Here is a 16744-nt window from a genome sequence, read left to right on the forward strand (position 1 = left end):
ACCCGCCGGTAAGTTACTGCAAAGTAACTAGGGATGCCGCGGACATAGGGGTTCGCGGCCAAGAGAAAGGCAGGCCATGCGCCGATTCCGACTCACCGCCGTCCTCGCCGCTGCGGCGCTCATGATTGGACTCTTCGCCGCTCCCGCGGCTCAGGCCGACTCGATCTCGCCAGACCCGCCCGGAGCCAATGACTGGACGTGCAAGCCTTCGAGCGTGCATCCATATCCGGTGGTCCTCGTCCCGGGGACGTTCGAGACAATGTACAAGAACTGGGCGCTGCTTTCGCCAGTGCTCAAGGGCCAGGGGTACTGCGTCTTCGCGCTCAACTATGGGGTGGCCAACGGTGTCCCCGCCAGCGGGGCAATTCGGAACTCCGCAGCTGAGCTTGCGACGTTCGTGAAATCAGTTCTCGGCGCGACGGGTGCGAAGAAGGTCGATCTGGTCGGGCACAGCCAAGGCGGGATGATGCCGCGGTACTACATCGGCTTCCTCGGCGGCGCCAAGTATGTGCACCACCTCGTCGGCATTGCGCCGTCGAGCCATGGCACTCAAGGTCTCATCGCGCCGTCGCCCGCGGGGATGATTCTCGACACGACCGCAACGAGCACCCTGTGCCAGGCGTGCGCGGACCAGCATGCCGGGTCGGCGTTCATGGCCGAGCTCAACTCGATCGGCGACACCGTACCCGGCCCGTCCTACACCGTCATCTCAACCCGTTACGACGAGATCGTTACCCCTTACACGAGCCAGGCTCTTGTTGGGCCGGGGAAGCAAGTGTCCAACCTTGGGCTCCAGGACTACTGCCCTCTCGACACTTTCGAACACGATCAATCTCCTAACGATCCGAACGTGTGGTCCCTCGTCTCCAACGCGCTCCTCCAGAGCGGCCCCGCAGATCCAACGTATCGCCCGCAGTGCATGTAGCAGGCAGTATCCCGCTTCGGACCTATCGGTTCCCACCGATAGGTCCGAAGGTTTGCAGCACCCACAACCGATGTTGGTGGTGTCCCATTCCTTCGAACCAGTACATTCCAAGCGGGGACACTTCCCCAAGGTTGTGACTTGATCCCACCTATTGAGTTTTGTGATCGCTCGGTATCGCACCGGGCGCACGTAAGACGATCCCTCAACGCGCCACTCCCGAAGTTAGAACATCGGAGCGTCAGGCCCCCGCTCAGAGTCCCAGAAAGGCACGAGGCGTTTTTCCCAGTGCGCCATCAGGGCATCCATCCCGTGTCGGCGCTTGTACAACAGTTCGGATTCGTGCAGCGGAAGAGCTTGGAGAAAGTGGACGTGCGACCCATCCGATAATTGGACAGTCGGAATTATCGCTGCCTGCTCACGGACCAGGAACGCCATCATTTCCGTTCCAGGCCAGAGCGGACCGTCCGACGGAACGGTGTGTCCGTCCCCCAATATGGCACCGCTCCGCCGCCCGTAAAGACCTAGGGCTGCGAATGCACTGGCCACTGCGTCTTGCCCCGGCCGCAGGCCCAACAGGAACTCCGCACGGTGACCTACCGCGCCCGGGCTGTTGCCAGGAGCACACATGGCGGCGCCTATGGTCACGTATACGTCGACTCCCTCTCCTGTGGCCGCGTCATCCCATTTCCACACCTGGATGGAAAGTCCTTCGAGGTCGAACCTGATTCGCCCTGCTGGGTAACCCCAGCGGGAGAGCAGATACGCTCCGACTGATTCATACATCAATTGTTGACCTCATGGGGCCACCGTACGTCAGAAGCCGTCTGCACTGAGGTTGTGTGTTCGTAAGTGGATCCCCAATCGCGCGCTGTAGCGTACGGTGGGCCACCGGCTACCGGACGTTGTCCCGTCATGGTCACCGGCAGCAATCTATCCCTCAACTGGCAGAACCCAACCAATAGCGGTGCAGAGCCTAAACTTTCAGCCATGGGGGACTCAGAGTCAGACGTCGGGGCAACTCCGGTGATCGGGCGGGTCGCCGTCGGCATCTGCGCCGCGACCAACCTGACCATCCTGGGTGTGCTCATCACAGATGCGCTATCCAGCAGCACCACCGCGGTGCTATTTGCCATGGCTCCACCATCGGGGCGCCTCGGGCTGCTAGCCTTCGGGCTCGGGGCTTCCATCATCCTCGGCCTCATTTTCGCGGTGAACTCCCTGACTGGGCCCGACCCCGATTACGGGAAGATTCTGAGTCTCTTCAGGCACAACGACCTCAAGGGATTGAGCGAAGCCGCACCAGCCATGCCGCTCTTGGGGTTTTCGTTCCTGACTTATTGGCTTGGCTTCATCGGCGTCACCTGGTTCGCGTGCAGACTCGACGAGCCGGCGTCTGCCATCCCCGAGGTAAGCGCCGCCCTCACACTCGTCGGCGCTGCTGCCTTGGCTCTCTGGATGATCCTGGTAGCCCTGGGCAAGAGGTCACTGCACTCCGCAGGAGGTGGCGCGCAGGAGCACGATGAATAGCCGGCAGAACGGAAAGCACTCAATCCACGGATTCTTCGGCCTCCAACTGTGCCGCTGCTTGAGCACGCAAGCCGATCCGCAACCGGGCGCCCTCAAACGCCCGCGAGTCGATAGCCGCCCTCAATGCTTCTCCGTTGCGTTTTCGGAACCTTCTGCGGGCGCTCTCGTTTCATGTAGGGCGGCATGAGAATATGCTTCTCGCAAGAACGCACCAAGCCGTCTGCTGTCCGGCTCCAAGGGGCTTTATGACTAAACGAGAAATCATCGGATCCATCGTGGGCCTGATTGTTAGCATCGGCGTGACGGTACTGGTCATGTCCTTCATGTTCCGTCCGAATCATCCAAATTTTGCGGCGATGGTGGGAACAATCGTGATTGTCTTCGTGCTCATTGAGGTTGCCCGAAACCTTTGGATCCACAGACGCCGCAGGAGCAGCAGCCAATGACCTAACTCAGATGCGCCGCCTCTATCTGGTCCTGCATCCGATTCCTGTAGGCCGAACCTTCAGTGTGCGGCCTCTCGTCCGAATAGTTTCGTGATCAATGGTGACTCATGGTTGGCTCGAGGGCGGCCTTCTTAGGGGGGAGAATGCGGAGGCTGGCCAAGGCAAGTGATGGAGGAACGGCAATGGGGAAATACCTGAAGACTTTAGGGCTTCTTCCGATCCCGCTGCGTGTGGCGAGGCTGACGAATTTTGGTGCCATCCTGGTCGCCATCCTAGGTCTGTCAGCAGCTCCGCGGGCAGTCCCGGATGTGTTGAGGGTGGCGGTTCCGTTTGCTTTCGGGGTGGTTGGGCTAGCCGCGTTCTTCCTAGGTGCGATTCTGGCCACAGACTACCGTGGTTCGGCTTCAGCTGCTGCCAGGCTCGGGGCTGTGGGCCCCGGATCGGTGCTACGCGCTTTTCTTCGCCTGGGAGGCGCAGGCTTCATGGTCGTTGGCACCCTGTTTGTAGCTGTGTCCCTCGCCGTGGCTTTCGTGCGCTCGTCATGACAAAGACCATGGGTCAATGGAATCCACGGCAGGACCGACCGCTGCAATACCCTTCAATCGGGACCCGATAGAGGATCCTTCAACGCGCGCTTGGAGCGTCCGGAGAGCCACCGCCTTATGGGCGCCAATTCTATGCGGCTAGCGGCGTAAGTGCCCGGGTACTGGCCGATGTTCTGCGCGGAGCGTGGCGGTCCCGAGCCGAGAGACGCCTCGCTCAGTAGGTAAAGCAGCTCCATGCTCCGAGGCGCTGAATGCCGAAAATAGACGATCGCCCTCAAACCAACGCTGATTAGACTCTCAAGTCTCAAGGCCTAAGACGATTCGTGTTCACCTTTCAGAGGCGACAAGCCCAGAATCAGGGGCGTGGAACGACCATCGACCTGGTTTCCTCCGAGGATCGTCCTCAACTCGATAAGTGAGGCCTGAGTGAGTAGGGATGGATTCTTCTCAATCATTAAATTGATGGTCTCACCCACCTGCTGCATTGTAAGCGTCTCCACTGCTGTTCGCAAATCAGCCGGGCCAGCATCGTCTTCGATGCGGGCATTCCGCAGTACTCTCATCTGTTCGTCGCTGAATGCTCGTGCAATGAGCGCAGAGACGAAACGCTCCCTTGCCTCGGTGCTGCCCATAGAGGCCCGATATTTTTGGAAGGCTACTTCTAGTTCAGTTGACGGCGTTTGGGGGGCCGCCTCGGCATCGGGGAGGATTACTTGGGAAGCTTTAGGCGGGGTCGCTTTCCATTTCGTGGCCACGTTTTTCCAAGGAGCATATAAGGTCCGAACAGCTTTGTTCCTCGCCGACCTAATGACTGGCGCGGCCGTATCCTGCCACCACTTCTTCAGGTGCGGGGCCGCCTCCGCTGCAAACGCCGCCACGATGATTCCTAGACCCACCAGGGCCCCGAGTAACTCAGCTAATTCATCGTCTGTAAGCTCCCGCCTCTCGCCCGAGGCTTGTTCTGAAACGTATACGTACTCAACACACGGCTCACGGACGCTTTCTTCGTCGGTTTCGAACAGCTCAGCATGACCGACGAGACCATTCGTTTCATTATCAAAGAGATGCGCACGATATGCTCCGTCAGTGTCTCGGGAGAACCCGAGATGTTGTCCGTCGGGAACTTCGACGTCGAAATTCTTTCTAGCCATTTTTCCTTCTTTACGGCTGGGTGAGTGAGTCGAATTCCATGGTGTGGTCAAACTAGCTGCCGGAGCCGAGCTGCGAGAGAACTTTAGCCGTCCTGTATGCGTTCGCGACAGTCTTTGAGGTCGTCGAGGGAGCGCCGTTAGTTGGCCATGGGACGTCCACCACTGTCTGCCTCAGCTCTTTCCGGTGACGCCTGAGAGTGATCCCTACACCTAGCCGTGCTTCGGCGGCAGACGAGGGACCCTTTGCATGCTGTCACAGGCTATCGACGTCAGCCTGGTCTATCCAACGTGCTAGAAGACTGAAGGCTGCTAGCCGTTCAAGAGCAAGTTGCTCTTCGCCTCCATCGCTTTCCTGGGGCTGATGCATGCCAGGGTTACGGATTGCTGTGTAGAGGCCATCAGCAAAGGATCGAGCACCTCGATGGAGGTTCTGATATGTCCTTCCGCCGTCGTCCTTTGTGAGTCGGAGCCGCGGTGCGCCACCTTTCGGCGCATCCAGCGAGAATGCTTCGTTGAACAGCGCCGTCTCCGACACATCCATGCGTCCTAGCTTTGCTTGAGTCTCAGCATTGATGCGGATCGCAGCCTGCATTACAGCCTGGTGAAAGTGCCCCGTGTTCCAGTAAGACCTGCCGTTTTCCCACGCCCAAGGATGAAGATTGGCTGCGTCCATGTCCGGGGCGTTATCTCCAAGGTTTTCAGCGAGATCTGCTGCCCTTTGTAACGCGGCCTTGGCTCTAGAGGCTTGGTCTCGGAGCCACCTAAATGACCCGTCTTTTCCTGGCCGTTCCTGTCTCCAGCCCGGCAGAGCACGATCAAGAATTTGCTCCACTACGTGCGCGCGCTGCGATGCCTCAGTCTGCGATCCGCGCATGTGCGTTCCAACAATGAAGACACCGCCGCCGTTATTGTCGTACGCGACCTGGTCGGTCACATGAAGGAACTGGTCAATCTCTTTGATCGCCCACTCAGGGTTCAGCTTGCTCATTGAACCATCCTGCCGTGTCATGCCGACATGTTTTACAAGGACTCGACATCGAGCGAGGAAAAGGAACGGCAGGCCCAAGGGGTAGGGGCCAGTCTTGAAATCACCTGGTCGGCGATGAATCCACACTCCAAGCGTGGCACTCGGTGCTTGTCCGTAAGCCGGTGGCTCAACGGACGCTAACGTGCCCGGTGAAGGATCCTTTACCGGGCGGTGGTGTTCTGTGCTTCGTCAGGATGAGCGGAGTCGGACGGAGCTACATGAAAATCGACGACGTCGACGAACGCGTCGGCCGGCATAGCCGGGTAGTGCCGTCGAAGACCTTCGAGGTATCCCTCCACCGTTCCACCGTCCCAAAGGCGGAGCCGTTCGGGAGTCAGGTCATTGATCCGATACCGCTGGATCTCAAGGATCTCCCCGCGCAGCGGCGGACACGCCGCATCATCTTCGAAGTAGAAAATCGCAGGACCAACTGCAACCCGCTCATCCCAACGGACAGAAGAGGTTTTCAGGCCGCCTGCAACCGCGTCGAAGTAGCGCCGGTTAAAGCGGAACACTCGCTCGGCCTGAGCATCTGGAAAGAAGTATGTGTCCGAAAGAAGCCTGGTGATGGGGCGCATCTGGGGGCCAGCGTCGGTGGGACCGCGACGAGAATATCGGGGTGCAGATCGAGCATCACCTGCCGACAACGGCCACACGGCTAGATCAGACCACGTCCTCCATCGCCGGCGGCTGCCATCGCGACCAATGGACCAGCTCCAACGGTTGCGGCAACGCCCAACGCCACAAGCTCCGCGCAGGGCCCACCCGTGAAGTGATGAACATTCACAGCTGTATGTATCCGACCGTTGGTATCCATGGCGGCGGCCGCCACGGTGTGGTTCGGGTCGCTACCCAGCGACCGAGCCAGCACCTCTGCTGCCTCAATGACGCGCCGTTCCATGTCCAGGGGTTGGATGAGTACCAGCATGCCACGGCTGAGCGAGCCTCAAGGCGCCCGATAGTCGATCCTTCACCGGACGCATGGGCGGGCCCAATCAAAGGTCCTCTGACGGCACGGCGTCTGTTTCTTGGACGAGATATGCGTCTAGATCCTGGTCCGCCAGGATCTTGCTGGCGGTCAGTTGATCACAGCCGATCATGAGGCTTCGGGCGTATATGTCCTGGCCTATGCACCAGTGCAGATCATCTGGCCACCAATACATGGGAATGCGGCCGCTATCGGTAGTCGGAATAACCGGGGTCCCCTTTTCATCGAGTAGCTTGCCGGAGTACAAGACCATGCCTCGATTGACTGGAGAGAAATGGATCACGGCCTTGCCGTTTTCCCCTGAGTAGCCTTCCCATGATGCGAAGTTATAGCGGCCCGATCCGACGTCCAGAACGCGTATCAGCGCTTGGGCGACCGTCGGATGGGGACTGCCCATCTCGGGTTGCTCATTATTGGCGGGCAAGGCGTCGGGGTGGCTCGTCACTTCACCCCATTGCATCCACGGAGTCGTCTTGAGGTTTGCGCGTCTTACGATGTCCGACCACATGTTCACCGAGCCGTTGTAACTTTCAATCGGGTTGAGAATCCGAACGTATCGCTCGTAACTAGGCGGGACGAGTGATGTCACTCTTTGGCCGGTAGGATCGAGTGATTGCGCAAGGCGCACCGCCAGTTGACTTTCCGCTATATGACTTAGGGCACACACGGGAGGCCTCCTTTGAGGCCCACACTACCTTCGGTTGCGCCCGCTCAGCGATCGGCTATCGGGGGTGCTGGAAATCCTTGCCGGCTTGTTGCCTAGTTGACGTTGTGTCGCGGTTTCAGCTCATGGGAAACACGTTGAAGGCGTCTTTCTTCCAGTCGACGCCCCAGAGAAATACAGAGCCGTCATCCCTCTTGACGGCTATGGATCGCTGCACCGTCAAGATGTCCACGTCCTGCGGGTAGGCATCCTTGGTGTGCGCGACGAACTCTTTTGCGAATCGGTGATTGATGATGGGTGCAAGCTCTTTCTGCTTCCGCCTTCCATAAATGGAACATGCCAGAGAAAGTGCAAAGGGGATGGCCGAGACGGTCATCCAAGGAAGGCCCGAAAATCCTGGTGGCCCGAACATTGCCACACCAATGTGCATCCAGGTCACGAAGAGGAATACTGAAGCTAGAGTGCCGGCAGTTCTGGGTTTCCTTGCCTCCGGGAATGCGACGGTGAAGGCGGCCTTGCGTTCATTCATGAGCTCGCTCCCGGATCCAGGTGAATTTCCTAGCGTCAGACTAGTGCCGGGGACGTTGGAAGCAGTAGATTCCCCGACGGCAGACGCGTCGCGAACCATTGCAACGTTCCGGGTTATGGTCTAGGCCTTGGGCGGCGGTGTCCAGCGCATGACTCCGGACGCGGTCGATTACTGGTTCCTCGTAGTCAGTCGAGTCGTGAAGGCAGGTCAGGGTCACGGCGCATATCAGCGCCCGTTCAGGGATCCCTTAGGGACACACGCAGTGAACTAGGGCAGGTCATGCCACGCCTGTTCAAACTCTGCCTCGGTAATAGCCCATGGCTGCCACTCGTCCAGCGGAGCCAGCGGCTCCTGCGCCAGAAGACCAAAATCGTCCTCTACAGGTCCACGGTCATAACGAAGAGTCGGGCCAGAATCGTAAACCTCGATCTGGCGACGGGCGGCCGTCGTCACCGACTTCGAAGTAATAAGTGGCGGGACCCCAAGAGGAATACTGGTCACCTCGGGACTCGTTCCACGGCCTCCGGTAGTACTGAGTTGCCATCAGAGCAGTGTGCCCTATTCCTATACCTCGAACCGCACAGCTCTCCACCCGTCCGGTAAAGGATCGGCTTACGGGCGGCTGTGGAGACGAGTGTGACCTTAAGGGGAAATCTGTCAGGATTTTCCGGTAGATTCTGCCTTGCGGCTTATCGTGCCGCCCAAGCAGAGGTAGATATGGGAATTTTTCGGCGCAAGGGCACTCCGACCCCAGTACATCCAATTAGCGCTTTCTGGCAATGGTGGACCGCTGAGGGGAGAGACCGTTTCGGCATCGCCGTGCAGACGGGGGACTGGGACGATCTGCCAAGCGTCATGACGCAGCAACTCGCCAATGTGCATCCTGACCTGGCGTGGGACACGGGTCGCGGTCATCGCTCGGACCATCTTCTGGTTGTCAGTGCTGAGGGTGATGCTGCGTTACGCAGAGTCGCCGCACAATGGCTGCGCGCGGCACCTTCCGCTGACGAGGTTTGGGACTTCGCCTCGGCCCGTCAGCCCGTGCCCGGCGTCACCGAGAATGTCCTGGACATCAACGGCACTAAGTTCCCGCTCCGGGACATCCGGTTCGGCCTAAACGCGCATGACCAGCGCGAATGTATCGATCTCGAGGTTTACCACCCTCTGTTCGGCCAAATGTTAGGGGATGAGCCTCTGCGGGTCTCCTTCTTGTTCCTTGACTGGCTTCTGGGTGAAGACGGCGTGGAACGGTGGGTGGGAGCAATCAACACAACCACCAGCGCCGATGTAGCCACCGCTACAGCAACTGATCTCATCGAAGCCATCAACAGGCTTACTACCCAGACGCAACCCGACCAGTGGGCCTTTCTGCAGGGTACGACATCGGCTGGCGAGCGGATGGTTGTCATGGCCCGTAGGCCGCTGCGGTGGATCGATTACCCGCTCTTTGACCTCCATACAGAGGTGAGCCTCACGTATACAGACCAACGAGAAGATGGCCTGCCAACCGAAACCGCTTTGAACCGACTCCGCCAAATCGAGGACGACATCACTGCCGCACCCGGGCCGCGAGGGATCCTATTGGCCCACGAAACAGCGACCGGAACCCGAGTGCTCCACTATTACACTGATTCCGACGACCAGAATGGACACGCGGCAATCGAAGCAGCTGCCCGCCCAGTGGGCGCTGCCACTGCACAAGCACTCGATCCGGGATGGAAGGATCTGCGCCAATACTCATAACGAGCCAGGAGGTGCTCCGTCCAAACAGGCCCAGCCCTGTACGTTCTTTGCCGCAGAGCGGCTCGGAGAGTACGCCAAGTTAGCCTTACCCAGCGGGCACCAGGATGATGCACGCTAAAGGATCCTTTACCGGGCGCTCAGGAATTCGCGATGATTCCAAGAACGGCGACGCCCCCAACCGGAGGGATCTGCAGCCCTGGATCCGCGGTCCTAGCTAGACACATCATGCGGTGTCCGAACAGAGCGGCGTAAGTTGCCTGCTTCGCGAAAAAATGTCCAGAAGGAGATGGGCAGTCGTCGCATCCTTGCTCGCGAAAGCCTCATACCCGTCAATCACCAGAACTAGCCCGGTGTCCTCTGGGGACCATCCATAGGATTGGACGGCGACGTCGCTTAGACAATCGTTGAGGGCATTGAGGTTCGAGCCGTAGTAATCGGGAAACTCAAGAACCCGGGCAATGTCCCGGTGCAAGTCGCCCTGCGATTGCCACGCAGCAGAGTCAACCTGTACGACTTTATAGCTGTGGTTTCGTAGCCATGAGATCGCATCATCGAGGACCGCCTGTCGACAGAACAAATTGATGAAGCCGTTCTGAATCAAAAGAAAATCCAACGGATGGTTCAGCTCGTCGGCCAGGTCCCAGGTTGCCATAGATGGAACTCTATTCCCTGCCCCTCCTTCAATCGGGCGTCGACAACCTGACACCTATCGTCCAACGAGGCGGCATTAGCCGCTGGCTCATTGAACGTTGCTTATCTCATTTGAGGATCGGCTAACGGGCAGGTCGAACCCTGAGCAAACCTTGATGAAAGATCCAGTTCAACTTTTTAGATGTAGTTATAGGATGAGCCACACATCGCGCAGCTTCGCGCACTGAAACGGCTGCTCACAAATAGACTGGCGACTTGCAGAAGTTGGGGGACACCATGGAAACACCAAAGAAGCTCCCGGGACCTTTCTGGCCTTTCATCCTCGGCGTAGGCATCGGGGCCGCTGGCATTTTCTGCGGGTTCACCGTTCCCGTCGGTGTGCACTGCGACGCCGCGTTCTCCCCATATCAGAAGTCGGCGCTGACGGAGGACTATCGCCAAGCATTAATGCAGGATTTATCGCCAAGCATTAACTACCGCCAGACGGACTTCGAGTCGGTGTGCAAGGCGTCCGCCTCGCAGTGGTCGGCGCTATGGTGGGCGGTGATCGCTCTGGGCGCCGTGGTGTTTTGCCTCGGGTTCGTCCTGTGGAACCGCGCCCGCCGGATCTCTGCCATGACCGCGGCCGCCCATGGCGCCCCAGACGAACCGGCGCAGTCGGTCGCGACGGAACTCGCGCACCTCGCCCGGCTCCGCGATCAGGGGGTCGTGACGCAGAGCGAATTCGAGCAACAAAAGGCCAAGCTGCTCGACGGGTGACCCCTGGAGCGGTCGTAGCTGGCCCGTGCTCGATGGCGGCTACCTGCGTAGGTCGAAGACTGCCACCATTTGCGAACTGCGGGGATCCCTCCTCAACGTCCGCTGAAGGATCGCTCGCCGGCAACTTTCTGGCAGTAGTCAACGAAGAACAACAGAGGAAAAGCATGATCGGACCAATGCTCTTGGGCGCGACATGCATGATGTTCGGACTCTTCATCTATGCGCTTTCGCGTACTTTGTCACGGTGGGCGACCGAATGGCATGTTTTTCTCCGTGAAGAGCAGAAGCCGACTTACTTCGCCAAGAAACTGCAGACCCTAAGAATTGGGGCGACCTGTTTCCTCGTTGCTGGCGGCTCGATACTGCTCGTGGGTTTGCTCGTTGGCCTGGTCAGCGGACATTGGGCCTGGAGTGCAATGACCTCCTAGCCCGAAGTCGTGATGTCGTGGCTGGGCGGTAGGCAGCTGACACACAAAGAGTGCTCAAACACGCCACCTTCATTGCCGTTCGCTGCACGAACTCCCGATGGCGCAACGCATGGAGTACATGCGTTCCAGCAGAAGGTGTCCGGTAAAGGATTCTCGAACGGGCATTACCCTGCATGAGACCGCCGCGGCGTCTCACTTTATTTAGAACAGGGGCACCCACGCGGGACACTTCCCCGTCAGTTCCGATGTCAGCTTCAGAAGTCGTCTGCACTGAATGTCTGAAGCCATTTGAACAACGGAGGGACCTATTTAGAGTGGTGGTGGGCCCGCCCGAGAGGGGCCAGACAAACGAGCTCACCCGCTCTCGGACATTGTCGTGATCGGCAAAGTCCCGGGCTCCTCACTGATGAAGGAAGGGAACTCATCATGAAACTCAGCATCAGCCTGCAGGTCACCCTTGACGGTGTCGCTCAGGCGAACGGCGGTAACAACGAGGAAATGGATCCCGGCTTCACACGCGGCGGGTGGGCGCTCCCGTTCAACGATGATGCGGCCGTCCAATATATCCTCGGCACCTGGCAACGTCCGGACGCCTTCCTGCTCGGCCGGAAGACATACGGTCTGTTCGAGAAATACTGGGGGGCCCGCAGCGACGACGGCGGCTTCGGCGAGGCGATCAGCTCGAAACCGAAATACCTGGTCTCCAGAACCGTGACTGACCCGACATGGGAGCAGAGCACAGTCATCTCCGGCGATGTCACGGCCCGCGTCCGCGAGCTCAAGGCGCAGCCCGGCGGCGAACTACTGGTCGTGGGCAGCGCGGCACTCGCGCGTTGGCTGCTCGAAAACGAGCTGGTCGACGAACTGAACTTGGTCCAGTTTCCCGTGATCGTTGGCGAAGGAAAACGCCTCCTCCCCGAGCACGGCCTCGACTTCGCACTCAACCTAATCGAGTCCCGCGTGTTCGATACCGGCATCATCGCCCTCACCTACAGCGTGGGCGGTCGCCCCGAATACGCTTCAGCAAGTTGATGACACAGCTAAGGAACCAGACTGGTCGGCAGCTACTTGAAAGGCTACTGCCCATTCTGAATCGCTAGGTCTCCCCAGCGGGGCCAGCAGTAAAATCCCTGAGCGTCCGCTGAGGGATCCTCCACCGCACATCCGTACGTGCAGCTGTTTCATAGAACGTGGACGGCGTGTGCTTGCATTAGACATGCCATCCGAATTGAATCTGGACCCAAACCTGAGTCGTCAAGACTTGGCTGACTTCATCGATCAATTCAGGCTTTCGCTAAGACAAGATCCTGGAAGCTGGGAGAATGGCGACCTCGAAAGCTTCCTGGAGGCGTTGTCAGCTTGGACGCGTGACATGGATGGTTACTTCGCAAACCTGGGGGAGCCAGTCCCCGACGTACCTTCCTGGCGGCTCATCGCCCAGATGCTACTCGCGGCCAGAGTGTATGAATAAGACCTGCGATTCTAGCGCTGCCTGTCTACTTCCTGCCCAGTGCTGCCACCTCGACAACGACCGGCCGCAAGCCGATCCTTGAGCGGGCGCTGTGCAAAGCGGTGTCATGGATCGCTCTTGGCGGCCTATCTGAGGAATGGTTCGTCCATGAAGTAATGTGCCAGAAGATGCGTGCATGGACGACGGGTTGACGGGCAAAGCTGTGGCTGTAAGGGCCGGATGCGTCAGTGGCGTGTCCTGCTAGGTAACGGGTCATCTGGTCCAATTAGGCGGATGACTGATAACTAGTCCACCGAATGACAGGAACTTACATGGAAGATGCCATCCGTGAGTCTCGCTTTTTACAAGCAATGACCTACGTCGCCAACAAGGTACTAGAGGCCGAACGTGAGCAAGTCTACGACCTGGTCATGGAAGAGGCCGAGCAGTTCATTCGCGAGTTCCTAGGGTCCTCCCACGATGGTGGAGCATATGCCCTCTGGTTGGAAATCAGCGACCTTTACGACAATCCAGCCGGTCCGGCGTCGGAGGAAGCATGCGAGGAGATCGGACGCAAGGCAGCCGCAGAATGGTTGTCCGTCGATAAATCATCTCCTGACGAGATCGACAAGTTCTTCGCTCGATGGCAAACCCCGGAGCCACGGCAGATTTCGTGACAAGCGTCCGGTTGAGGATCCCCTACCGGACTACTTGAAGCCGGGGATTCGGGGCCGGCCTGACTACTGCATGCGCAATGCGATCGCTGCTTCCAGGAGCTGGCCGCGTCTGGTGGACGTTGTCCATGCCCTCTCAGACCAGAACTCCCCGTGAAGCGCGTCGCCGCTATATAGCACGTGCGCGTACTTGACGCCGCGGAACTGGCACACAGCTGCCAGCGATGCCGCTTCCATCTCCGCCGCGGCGCACCCTTCAGCCCGACGACGTTCGACCCGGGCATGTGTCTCACGGAAGTCTGCATCCGTGGTCCAGGTGATGCCCGTCCGGGCGGAGATCCCGTGCTGGCCGAGCCCGCTGACAATCCGCTGGACCTCGTCGGGATCGAAGTCGACGCGGCGGCCAGGCGGGAGGTAATGGACTGACGTCCCCTCGTCGCGGATCGCTGATTCCACGACCATTACGTCGTTCCTGCTGAACTCCTCGACGAGGGCTCCGGCACCGCCGATGGCGAGAACGGTTATCACGCCGCTTGCGATCGCCTGCTCGAGGCAATGTGCACTCAGCGGGCCGCCGACACGGAGTGGAATACTGCGACGCAGCGGTCAGGAGTCGCGAAGATGCCGGCGCCTCCGATCTCGTCACTGAACTTCCCGATCTGGACGAGCCGCCCTTGCTCGCGTATTTCTTCGATTGCTTCGCGGAAGAAGCACAGGACTGCGGTATCCGGAAAGCGTCCGTCGATGGGAATCGGTCTCGGGCGGTGCACGGAGTCGTCGGTGTCGTCGAACTCTTCGAGTGGAATCGTCACATAAGCACACTAACAAGGCCCCGAACGGCGGCGCGCCCTGCCCGTAGCCCGGTCGATCATCGTGCTAGTGAAGCCGCCGACACGTTCCATGCTGTTGCTGGTGGATCACGTACATAAGACCGCACGATGAGATGCGCGATGATGGGGGGATTACTGCAACCGTGTTCCTTATGTATGGCTGGAATGAAAATCGGCGCGTCTCAACGAGCGATCAGGATCTCGCTGCACAGCGTCGTTTGACCCGACGTCCTGCGAAGGCCGGAACGTGAGCTGCCCAGTCCCACTCAGGCCGGTAGCGCGCTGAACACCAATGCCCCACGTGCAACGACAGAGCTGCGGGCAGGTCGGTTACTTCTTTCCGGCGGGCCCGGTGTAGTTGGCTATTTGTTCACTCAGCAACCTTGCCCGCCACGTACTCCGCGTCCAGCCCCACACCGCCGAGGATCGACGAGTAGTGGCGTGTCAGCCACGGGAGGCCCACCGCGTACAGGCCGGGCTGTTCGGTGACGCCAGCCGTGTGCTTTGGGTAGCCCCATTCGTCAAGGACGGGGATGTCGATGAAGGACAGATCGAGTTTGTATCCGGTGGCCCACAGGACTGACGTGATGTTTGCCTGGGCCAGGTTCAACCTCGCTGGCTCAGCGGGCAGCCAGTCATCCGAGGGCAAGGGGGCCTGCCCTGGAGCATCAATCCCCGCCGCTGCAATGTAGGCGTCAATGGCTTTCCGCATCCGTTGGTGGAAGCTGGATTCGACTGTTGTGAGGCGTTCGGGGAGGTCGTCGGTGAAGGTGATGTCGCCGTCGTCGATGTTCTCCAAACGGCCGTGCAGGTGCATGCCGCGGCGGCCGAGTTCGCGGAGGTGGATGTCGTGGCCACCTTCGGTGCCGGAGAGCAGTGGGTTGCAGGCGAAGCGGGCTGCGGGGGAGGGGAGTGCTTCGCGGGTGAGGGCGTTGATGCCGTAGTCGGAGCCGTGTTTGGCGGTTTCAAGCATCCAGTAGATGAGGTCGTGGCCGCGGTATCGGCGGGGTGCTTCGGGGCAGGTGGAGACGGCGAGGTGGACTTCGCGGCCGGCGTCGTGCAGTTCCTCGGCGATCTGACCGCCGGACTGGCCTGTTCCGACGATGAGGACGGCGCCGTCGGGCAGCTGGTTCGGATTGCGGTAGTCGTGCGTGTGGAGCTGGACGATCTCCTTGGAAAGGCCGGCGGCCATGGCCGGGACCTTGGGGACCTGATACGCGCCGGTTGCCAACACCACCTTGCAGGCTTTCATGTGCCCGAGCGACGACTCAATACTGAATCCGCCGTCGGGGGATGTGGCCAGCCGCGTTACGTCCACGCCGGTGTGGACGGGAGCGCCGATCACCTCCGCGTAGCGCCTGAAGAGGTTGACCACAGCGTTGCGGGGAATGAAGGCCTCAGGCTCGTCGCCGGTGTAGGGCATGCCGGGCAGGTCCAGGCTGAAGTTCGGCGTGTTCATATAGAACCCGTCCCAGCGATCCTGGAATGCGCCACCCAGGGAATCCCGACGCTCCAATATCCGATGCTCGACGCCGGCCCGGGTGAGCCAGTAGCTCGTCGCGAGTCCCGCCTGCCCTGCGCCGATGATGACCGTGTCTATGGGCTTAGTCGGCATTGTTGCTGCCCTCGGCTCGTTGCCAATGCTCGCGCAACATGCCCGCGAGCCTCCCGGGTTCAATCCGGTGTGGGGGATCGAAGTGGTGGCGTTCCTCAAACACCTCCACACGGTAGTCCCGGAAAACAGTGGACAGGCGATCGGCGATGTCACCGTACTGGTCCGGGTTGCTCAGGCCGCCCAGAACGTAAAGCACGGGTCGTTCAAAAGAAGCGAGGCGCTCGCGGTCCAGGTGATAGTTCCGGAAATCCTTCAGGAACGCCCTGATTCCGGCAGGCCGCTTGGCCATCCACGGCTGCGGGTCACCCGCCGGCGGAGGCGGAAGGACGACGTCGGGCCTCACCGACAGCCTCATGAACTCCGGCATGAACTGCTCCGGAGGCAGCGACTCGAGCGCGCCCAGCTGCTCCCAGAAGCGGGAGTGGGCCTGACTCCAGCCCCAGTCGCCCGCCCAGGCCGGTTCCAAGAGCGTGAGGCTAAGCAGCCGCTCGGGATACTTGGCGGCGAAGGCGAGGGCCGCGGCCCCGCCGCCCGAGTAGCCCACGAGGTGGAACTTGTCCCATTGTTTGGCGCCCGCCTCGCGCAGGACGCCGTCGACTTCGGTGTCGAGTGTCCAGTCCGACGGCGGTTGGTCGCCCTCATAGAGATCCAGGTCCTTGGCCACGGCGTCGACGTCCGGGCCCAAGGCCTCGAGCAGCGCACCGTAGGCGGGCCCCGCAGGAAGGACACTGCCCGGAACGAGGACCACTCGAATGGGTTCCATGGCTGCACTGTACGCCTGGAGATGCGGCT

The 16744-nt window shown here is 59.9% G+C and carries 21 protein-coding genes; 8 read left to right on the forward strand and 13 right to left on the reverse strand.

The features are described from left to right. Positions 1 to 76 precede the first annotated feature (76 nt). On the forward strand, positions 77 to 925 hold the full coding sequence (locus LDN82_RS05930) for an alpha/beta fold hydrolase (protein WP_224166720.1): 849 nt from the start codon (positions 77 to 79) through the stop codon (positions 923 to 925). Positions 926 to 1147: 222 nt separating this feature from the next. On the opposite strand, the gene LDN82_RS05935 is transcribed toward LDN82_RS05930, so the two are convergent. After that, on the reverse strand, positions 1148 to 1708 hold the full coding sequence (locus tag LDN82_RS05935; protein WP_224167473.1) for a suppressor of fused domain protein: 561 nt from the start codon (positions 1706 to 1708) through the stop codon (positions 1148 to 1150). 204 nt (positions 1709 to 1912) lie between these two features. Here LDN82_RS05935 and LDN82_RS05940 point away from each other — a divergent pair, with 204 nt between their 5' ends. From LDN82_RS05940 to LDN82_RS05950, 3 genes are all read left to right on the forward strand, one after another. Then, a complete protein-coding gene (locus tag LDN82_RS05940) occupies positions 1913 to 2452 on the forward strand; it encodes a hypothetical protein (RefSeq protein WP_224166721.1) in 540 nt (179 codons plus the stop codon). 245 nt (positions 2453 to 2697) lie between these two features. Next, positions 2698 to 2898 (forward strand): hypothetical protein, encoded by a 201-nt coding sequence (locus tag LDN82_RS05945; RefSeq protein ID WP_224166722.1) that lies wholly within the window; start codon positions 2698 to 2700, stop codon positions 2896 to 2898. Positions 2899 to 3080: 182 nt separating this feature from the next. After that, positions 3081 to 3443: a hypothetical protein gene (locus tag LDN82_RS05950; RefSeq protein ID WP_224166723.1), complete on the forward strand. Its 363-nt coding sequence runs from the start codon at positions 3081 to 3083 to the stop codon at positions 3441 to 3443. A 311-nt stretch (positions 3444 to 3754) separates the two neighbouring features. Here LDN82_RS05950 and LDN82_RS05955 read toward each other — a convergent pair whose 3' ends face one another. The 7 genes from LDN82_RS05955 to LDN82_RS05985 form a co-directional block, all read right to left on the reverse strand. Further along, positions 3755 to 4594: a hypothetical protein gene (locus tag LDN82_RS05955; RefSeq protein WP_224166724.1), complete on the reverse strand. Its 840-nt coding sequence runs from the start codon at positions 4592 to 4594 to the stop codon at positions 3755 to 3757. 253 nt (positions 4595 to 4847) lie between these two features. Next, positions 4848 to 5582 (reverse strand): TIGR02391 family protein, encoded by a 735-nt coding sequence (locus LDN82_RS05960; RefSeq protein WP_224166725.1) that lies wholly within the window; start codon positions 5580 to 5582, stop codon positions 4848 to 4850. 200 nt (positions 5583 to 5782) lie between these two features. Next, the gene (locus tag LDN82_RS05965) at positions 5783 to 6136 is read right to left on the reverse strand and encodes an ASCH domain-containing protein (RefSeq protein WP_224166726.1); all 354 of its coding nucleotides are present in this window, start codon (positions 6134 to 6136) and stop codon (positions 5783 to 5785) included. 143 nt (positions 6137 to 6279) lie between these two features. Beyond that, on the reverse strand, positions 6280 to 6549 hold the full coding sequence (locus tag LDN82_RS05970) for a cytidine deaminase (RefSeq protein WP_224166727.1): 270 nt from the start codon (positions 6547 to 6549) through the stop codon (positions 6280 to 6282). Positions 6550 to 6616: 67 nt separating this feature from the next. Beyond that, positions 6617 to 7054 (reverse strand): hypothetical protein, encoded by a 438-nt coding sequence (locus LDN82_RS05975; RefSeq protein ID WP_224166728.1) that lies wholly within the window; start codon positions 7052 to 7054, stop codon positions 6617 to 6619. 337 nt (positions 7055 to 7391) lie between these two features. Then, positions 7392 to 7802, reverse strand: coding sequence for a hypothetical protein (locus LDN82_RS05980; RefSeq protein ID WP_224166729.1), 411 nt, complete (start codon positions 7800 to 7802; stop codon positions 7392 to 7394). 267 nt (positions 7803 to 8069) lie between these two features. Next, on the reverse strand, positions 8070 to 8303 hold the full coding sequence (locus LDN82_RS05985; RefSeq protein ID WP_224166730.1) for a hypothetical protein: 234 nt from the start codon (positions 8301 to 8303) through the stop codon (positions 8070 to 8072). 354 nt (positions 8304 to 8657) lie between these two features. On the opposite strand from LDN82_RS05985, the gene LDN82_RS05990 reads away from it, so the two are divergent. Continuing rightward, positions 8658 to 9545 (forward strand): DUF695 domain-containing protein, encoded by an 888-nt coding sequence (locus LDN82_RS05990; protein ID WP_224166731.1) that lies wholly within the window; start codon positions 8658 to 8660, stop codon positions 9543 to 9545. Positions 9546 to 9768: 223 nt separating this feature from the next. Here the strand turns inward: LDN82_RS05990 and LDN82_RS05995 are convergent, their stop codons facing one another. Next, positions 9769 to 10197 carry a barstar family protein gene (locus LDN82_RS05995; protein WP_224166732.1) on the reverse strand — a complete coding sequence of 143 codons (429 nt, stop codon included), beginning with the start codon at positions 10195 to 10197 and terminating at the stop codon, positions 9769 to 9771. Positions 10198 to 10472: 275 nt separating this feature from the next. Between LDN82_RS05995 and LDN82_RS06000 the strand changes: the two genes are divergently transcribed. From LDN82_RS06000 to LDN82_RS06010, 3 genes are all read left to right on the forward strand, one after another. Continuing rightward, a complete protein-coding gene (locus LDN82_RS06000; protein WP_224166733.1) occupies positions 10473 to 10955 on the forward strand; it encodes an SHOCT domain-containing protein in 483 nt (160 codons plus the stop codon). Positions 10956 to 11809: 854 nt separating this feature from the next. Beyond that, on the forward strand, positions 11810 to 12415 hold the full coding sequence (locus tag LDN82_RS06005) for a dihydrofolate reductase family protein (protein ID WP_224166734.1): 606 nt from the start codon (positions 11810 to 11812) through the stop codon (positions 12413 to 12415). Positions 12416 to 13165: 750 nt separating this feature from the next. Further along, positions 13166 to 13510 (forward strand): hypothetical protein, encoded by a 345-nt coding sequence (locus LDN82_RS06010; RefSeq protein ID WP_224166735.1) that lies wholly within the window; start codon positions 13166 to 13168, stop codon positions 13508 to 13510. A gap of 63 nt (positions 13511 to 13573) precedes the next feature. Here the strand turns inward: LDN82_RS06010 and LDN82_RS06015 are convergent, their stop codons facing one another. From LDN82_RS06015 to LDN82_RS06030, 4 genes are all read right to left on the reverse strand, one after another. Further along, complete coding sequence (locus LDN82_RS06015; RefSeq protein ID WP_263422285.1) at positions 13574 to 14035, reverse strand: nucleoside phosphorylase; 462 nt, start codon at positions 14033 to 14035, stop codon at positions 13574 to 13576. A gap of 35 nt (positions 14036 to 14070) precedes the next feature. Beyond that, entirely contained in the window at positions 14071 to 14319 is a 249-nt protein-coding gene (locus LDN82_RS06020) for a hypothetical protein (RefSeq protein WP_224166736.1), read from the reverse strand. A gap of 388 nt (positions 14320 to 14707) precedes the next feature. Then, a complete protein-coding gene (locus LDN82_RS06025) occupies positions 14708 to 15952 on the reverse strand; it encodes an NAD(P)/FAD-dependent oxidoreductase (protein WP_224166737.1) in 1245 nt (414 codons plus the stop codon). Then, a complete protein-coding gene (locus LDN82_RS06030) occupies positions 15942 to 16715 on the reverse strand; it encodes an alpha/beta hydrolase (protein ID WP_224166738.1) in 774 nt (257 codons plus the stop codon). Before LDN82_RS06030 ends, LDN82_RS06025 begins: the two co-directional genes overlap by 11 nt. Positions 16716 to 16744: the final 29 nt, after the last annotated feature.

Origin of the sequence: Arthrobacter sp. StoSoilA2 (genome assembly GCF_019977195.1) — a bacterium.
Lineage (GTDB): Bacteria > Actinomycetota > Actinomycetes > Actinomycetales > Micrococcaceae > Arthrobacter.

Coding starts and splice junctions, on each gene's coding strand:
- LDN82_RS05930 (WP_224166720.1), top strand. CDS start 77: ATGCGCCGATTCCGACTCACCGCCGTCCTCGCCGCTGCGGCGCTCATG.
- LDN82_RS05935 (WP_224167473.1), bottom strand. CDS start 1,708: ATGTATGAATCAGTCGGAGCGTATCTGCTCTCCCGCTGGGGTTACCCA.
- LDN82_RS05940 (WP_224166721.1), top strand. CDS start 1,913: ATGGGGGACTCAGAGTCAGACGTCGGGGCAACTCCGGTGATCGGGCGG.
- LDN82_RS05945 (WP_224166722.1), top strand. CDS start 2,698: ATGACTAAACGAGAAATCATCGGATCCATCGTGGGCCTGATTGTTAGC.
- LDN82_RS05950 (WP_224166723.1), top strand. CDS start 3,081: ATGGGGAAATACCTGAAGACTTTAGGGCTTCTTCCGATCCCGCTGCGT.
- LDN82_RS05955 (WP_224166724.1), bottom strand. CDS start 4,594: ATGGCTAGAAAGAATTTCGACGTCGAAGTTCCCGACGGACAACATCTC.
- LDN82_RS05960 (WP_224166725.1), bottom strand. CDS start 5,582: ATGAGCAAGCTGAACCCTGAGTGGGCGATCAAAGAGATTGACCAGTTC.
- LDN82_RS05970 (WP_224166727.1), bottom strand. CDS start 6,549: ATGCTGGTACTCATCCAACCCCTGGACATGGAACGGCGCGTCATTGAG.
- LDN82_RS05980 (WP_224166729.1), bottom strand. CDS start 7,802: ATGAATGAACGCAAGGCCGCCTTCACCGTCGCATTCCCGGAGGCAAGG.
- LDN82_RS05990 (WP_224166731.1), top strand. CDS start 8,658: ATGACGCAGCAACTCGCCAATGTGCATCCTGACCTGGCGTGGGACACG.
- LDN82_RS05995 (WP_224166732.1), bottom strand. CDS start 10,197: ATGGCAACCTGGGACCTGGCCGACGAGCTGAACCATCCGTTGGATTTT.
- LDN82_RS06000 (WP_224166733.1), top strand. CDS start 10,473: ATGGAAACACCAAAGAAGCTCCCGGGACCTTTCTGGCCTTTCATCCTC.
- LDN82_RS06005 (WP_224166734.1), top strand. CDS start 11,810: ATGAAACTCAGCATCAGCCTGCAGGTCACCCTTGACGGTGTCGCTCAG.
- LDN82_RS06010 (WP_224166735.1), top strand. CDS start 13,166: ATGGAAGATGCCATCCGTGAGTCTCGCTTTTTACAAGCAATGACCTAC.
- LDN82_RS06025 (WP_224166737.1), bottom strand. CDS start 15,952: ATGCCGACTAAGCCCATAGACACGGTCATCATCGGCGCAGGGCAGGCG.
- LDN82_RS06030 (WP_224166738.1), bottom strand. CDS start 16,715: ATGGAACCCATTCGAGTGGTCCTCGTTCCGGGCAGTGTCCTTCCTGCG.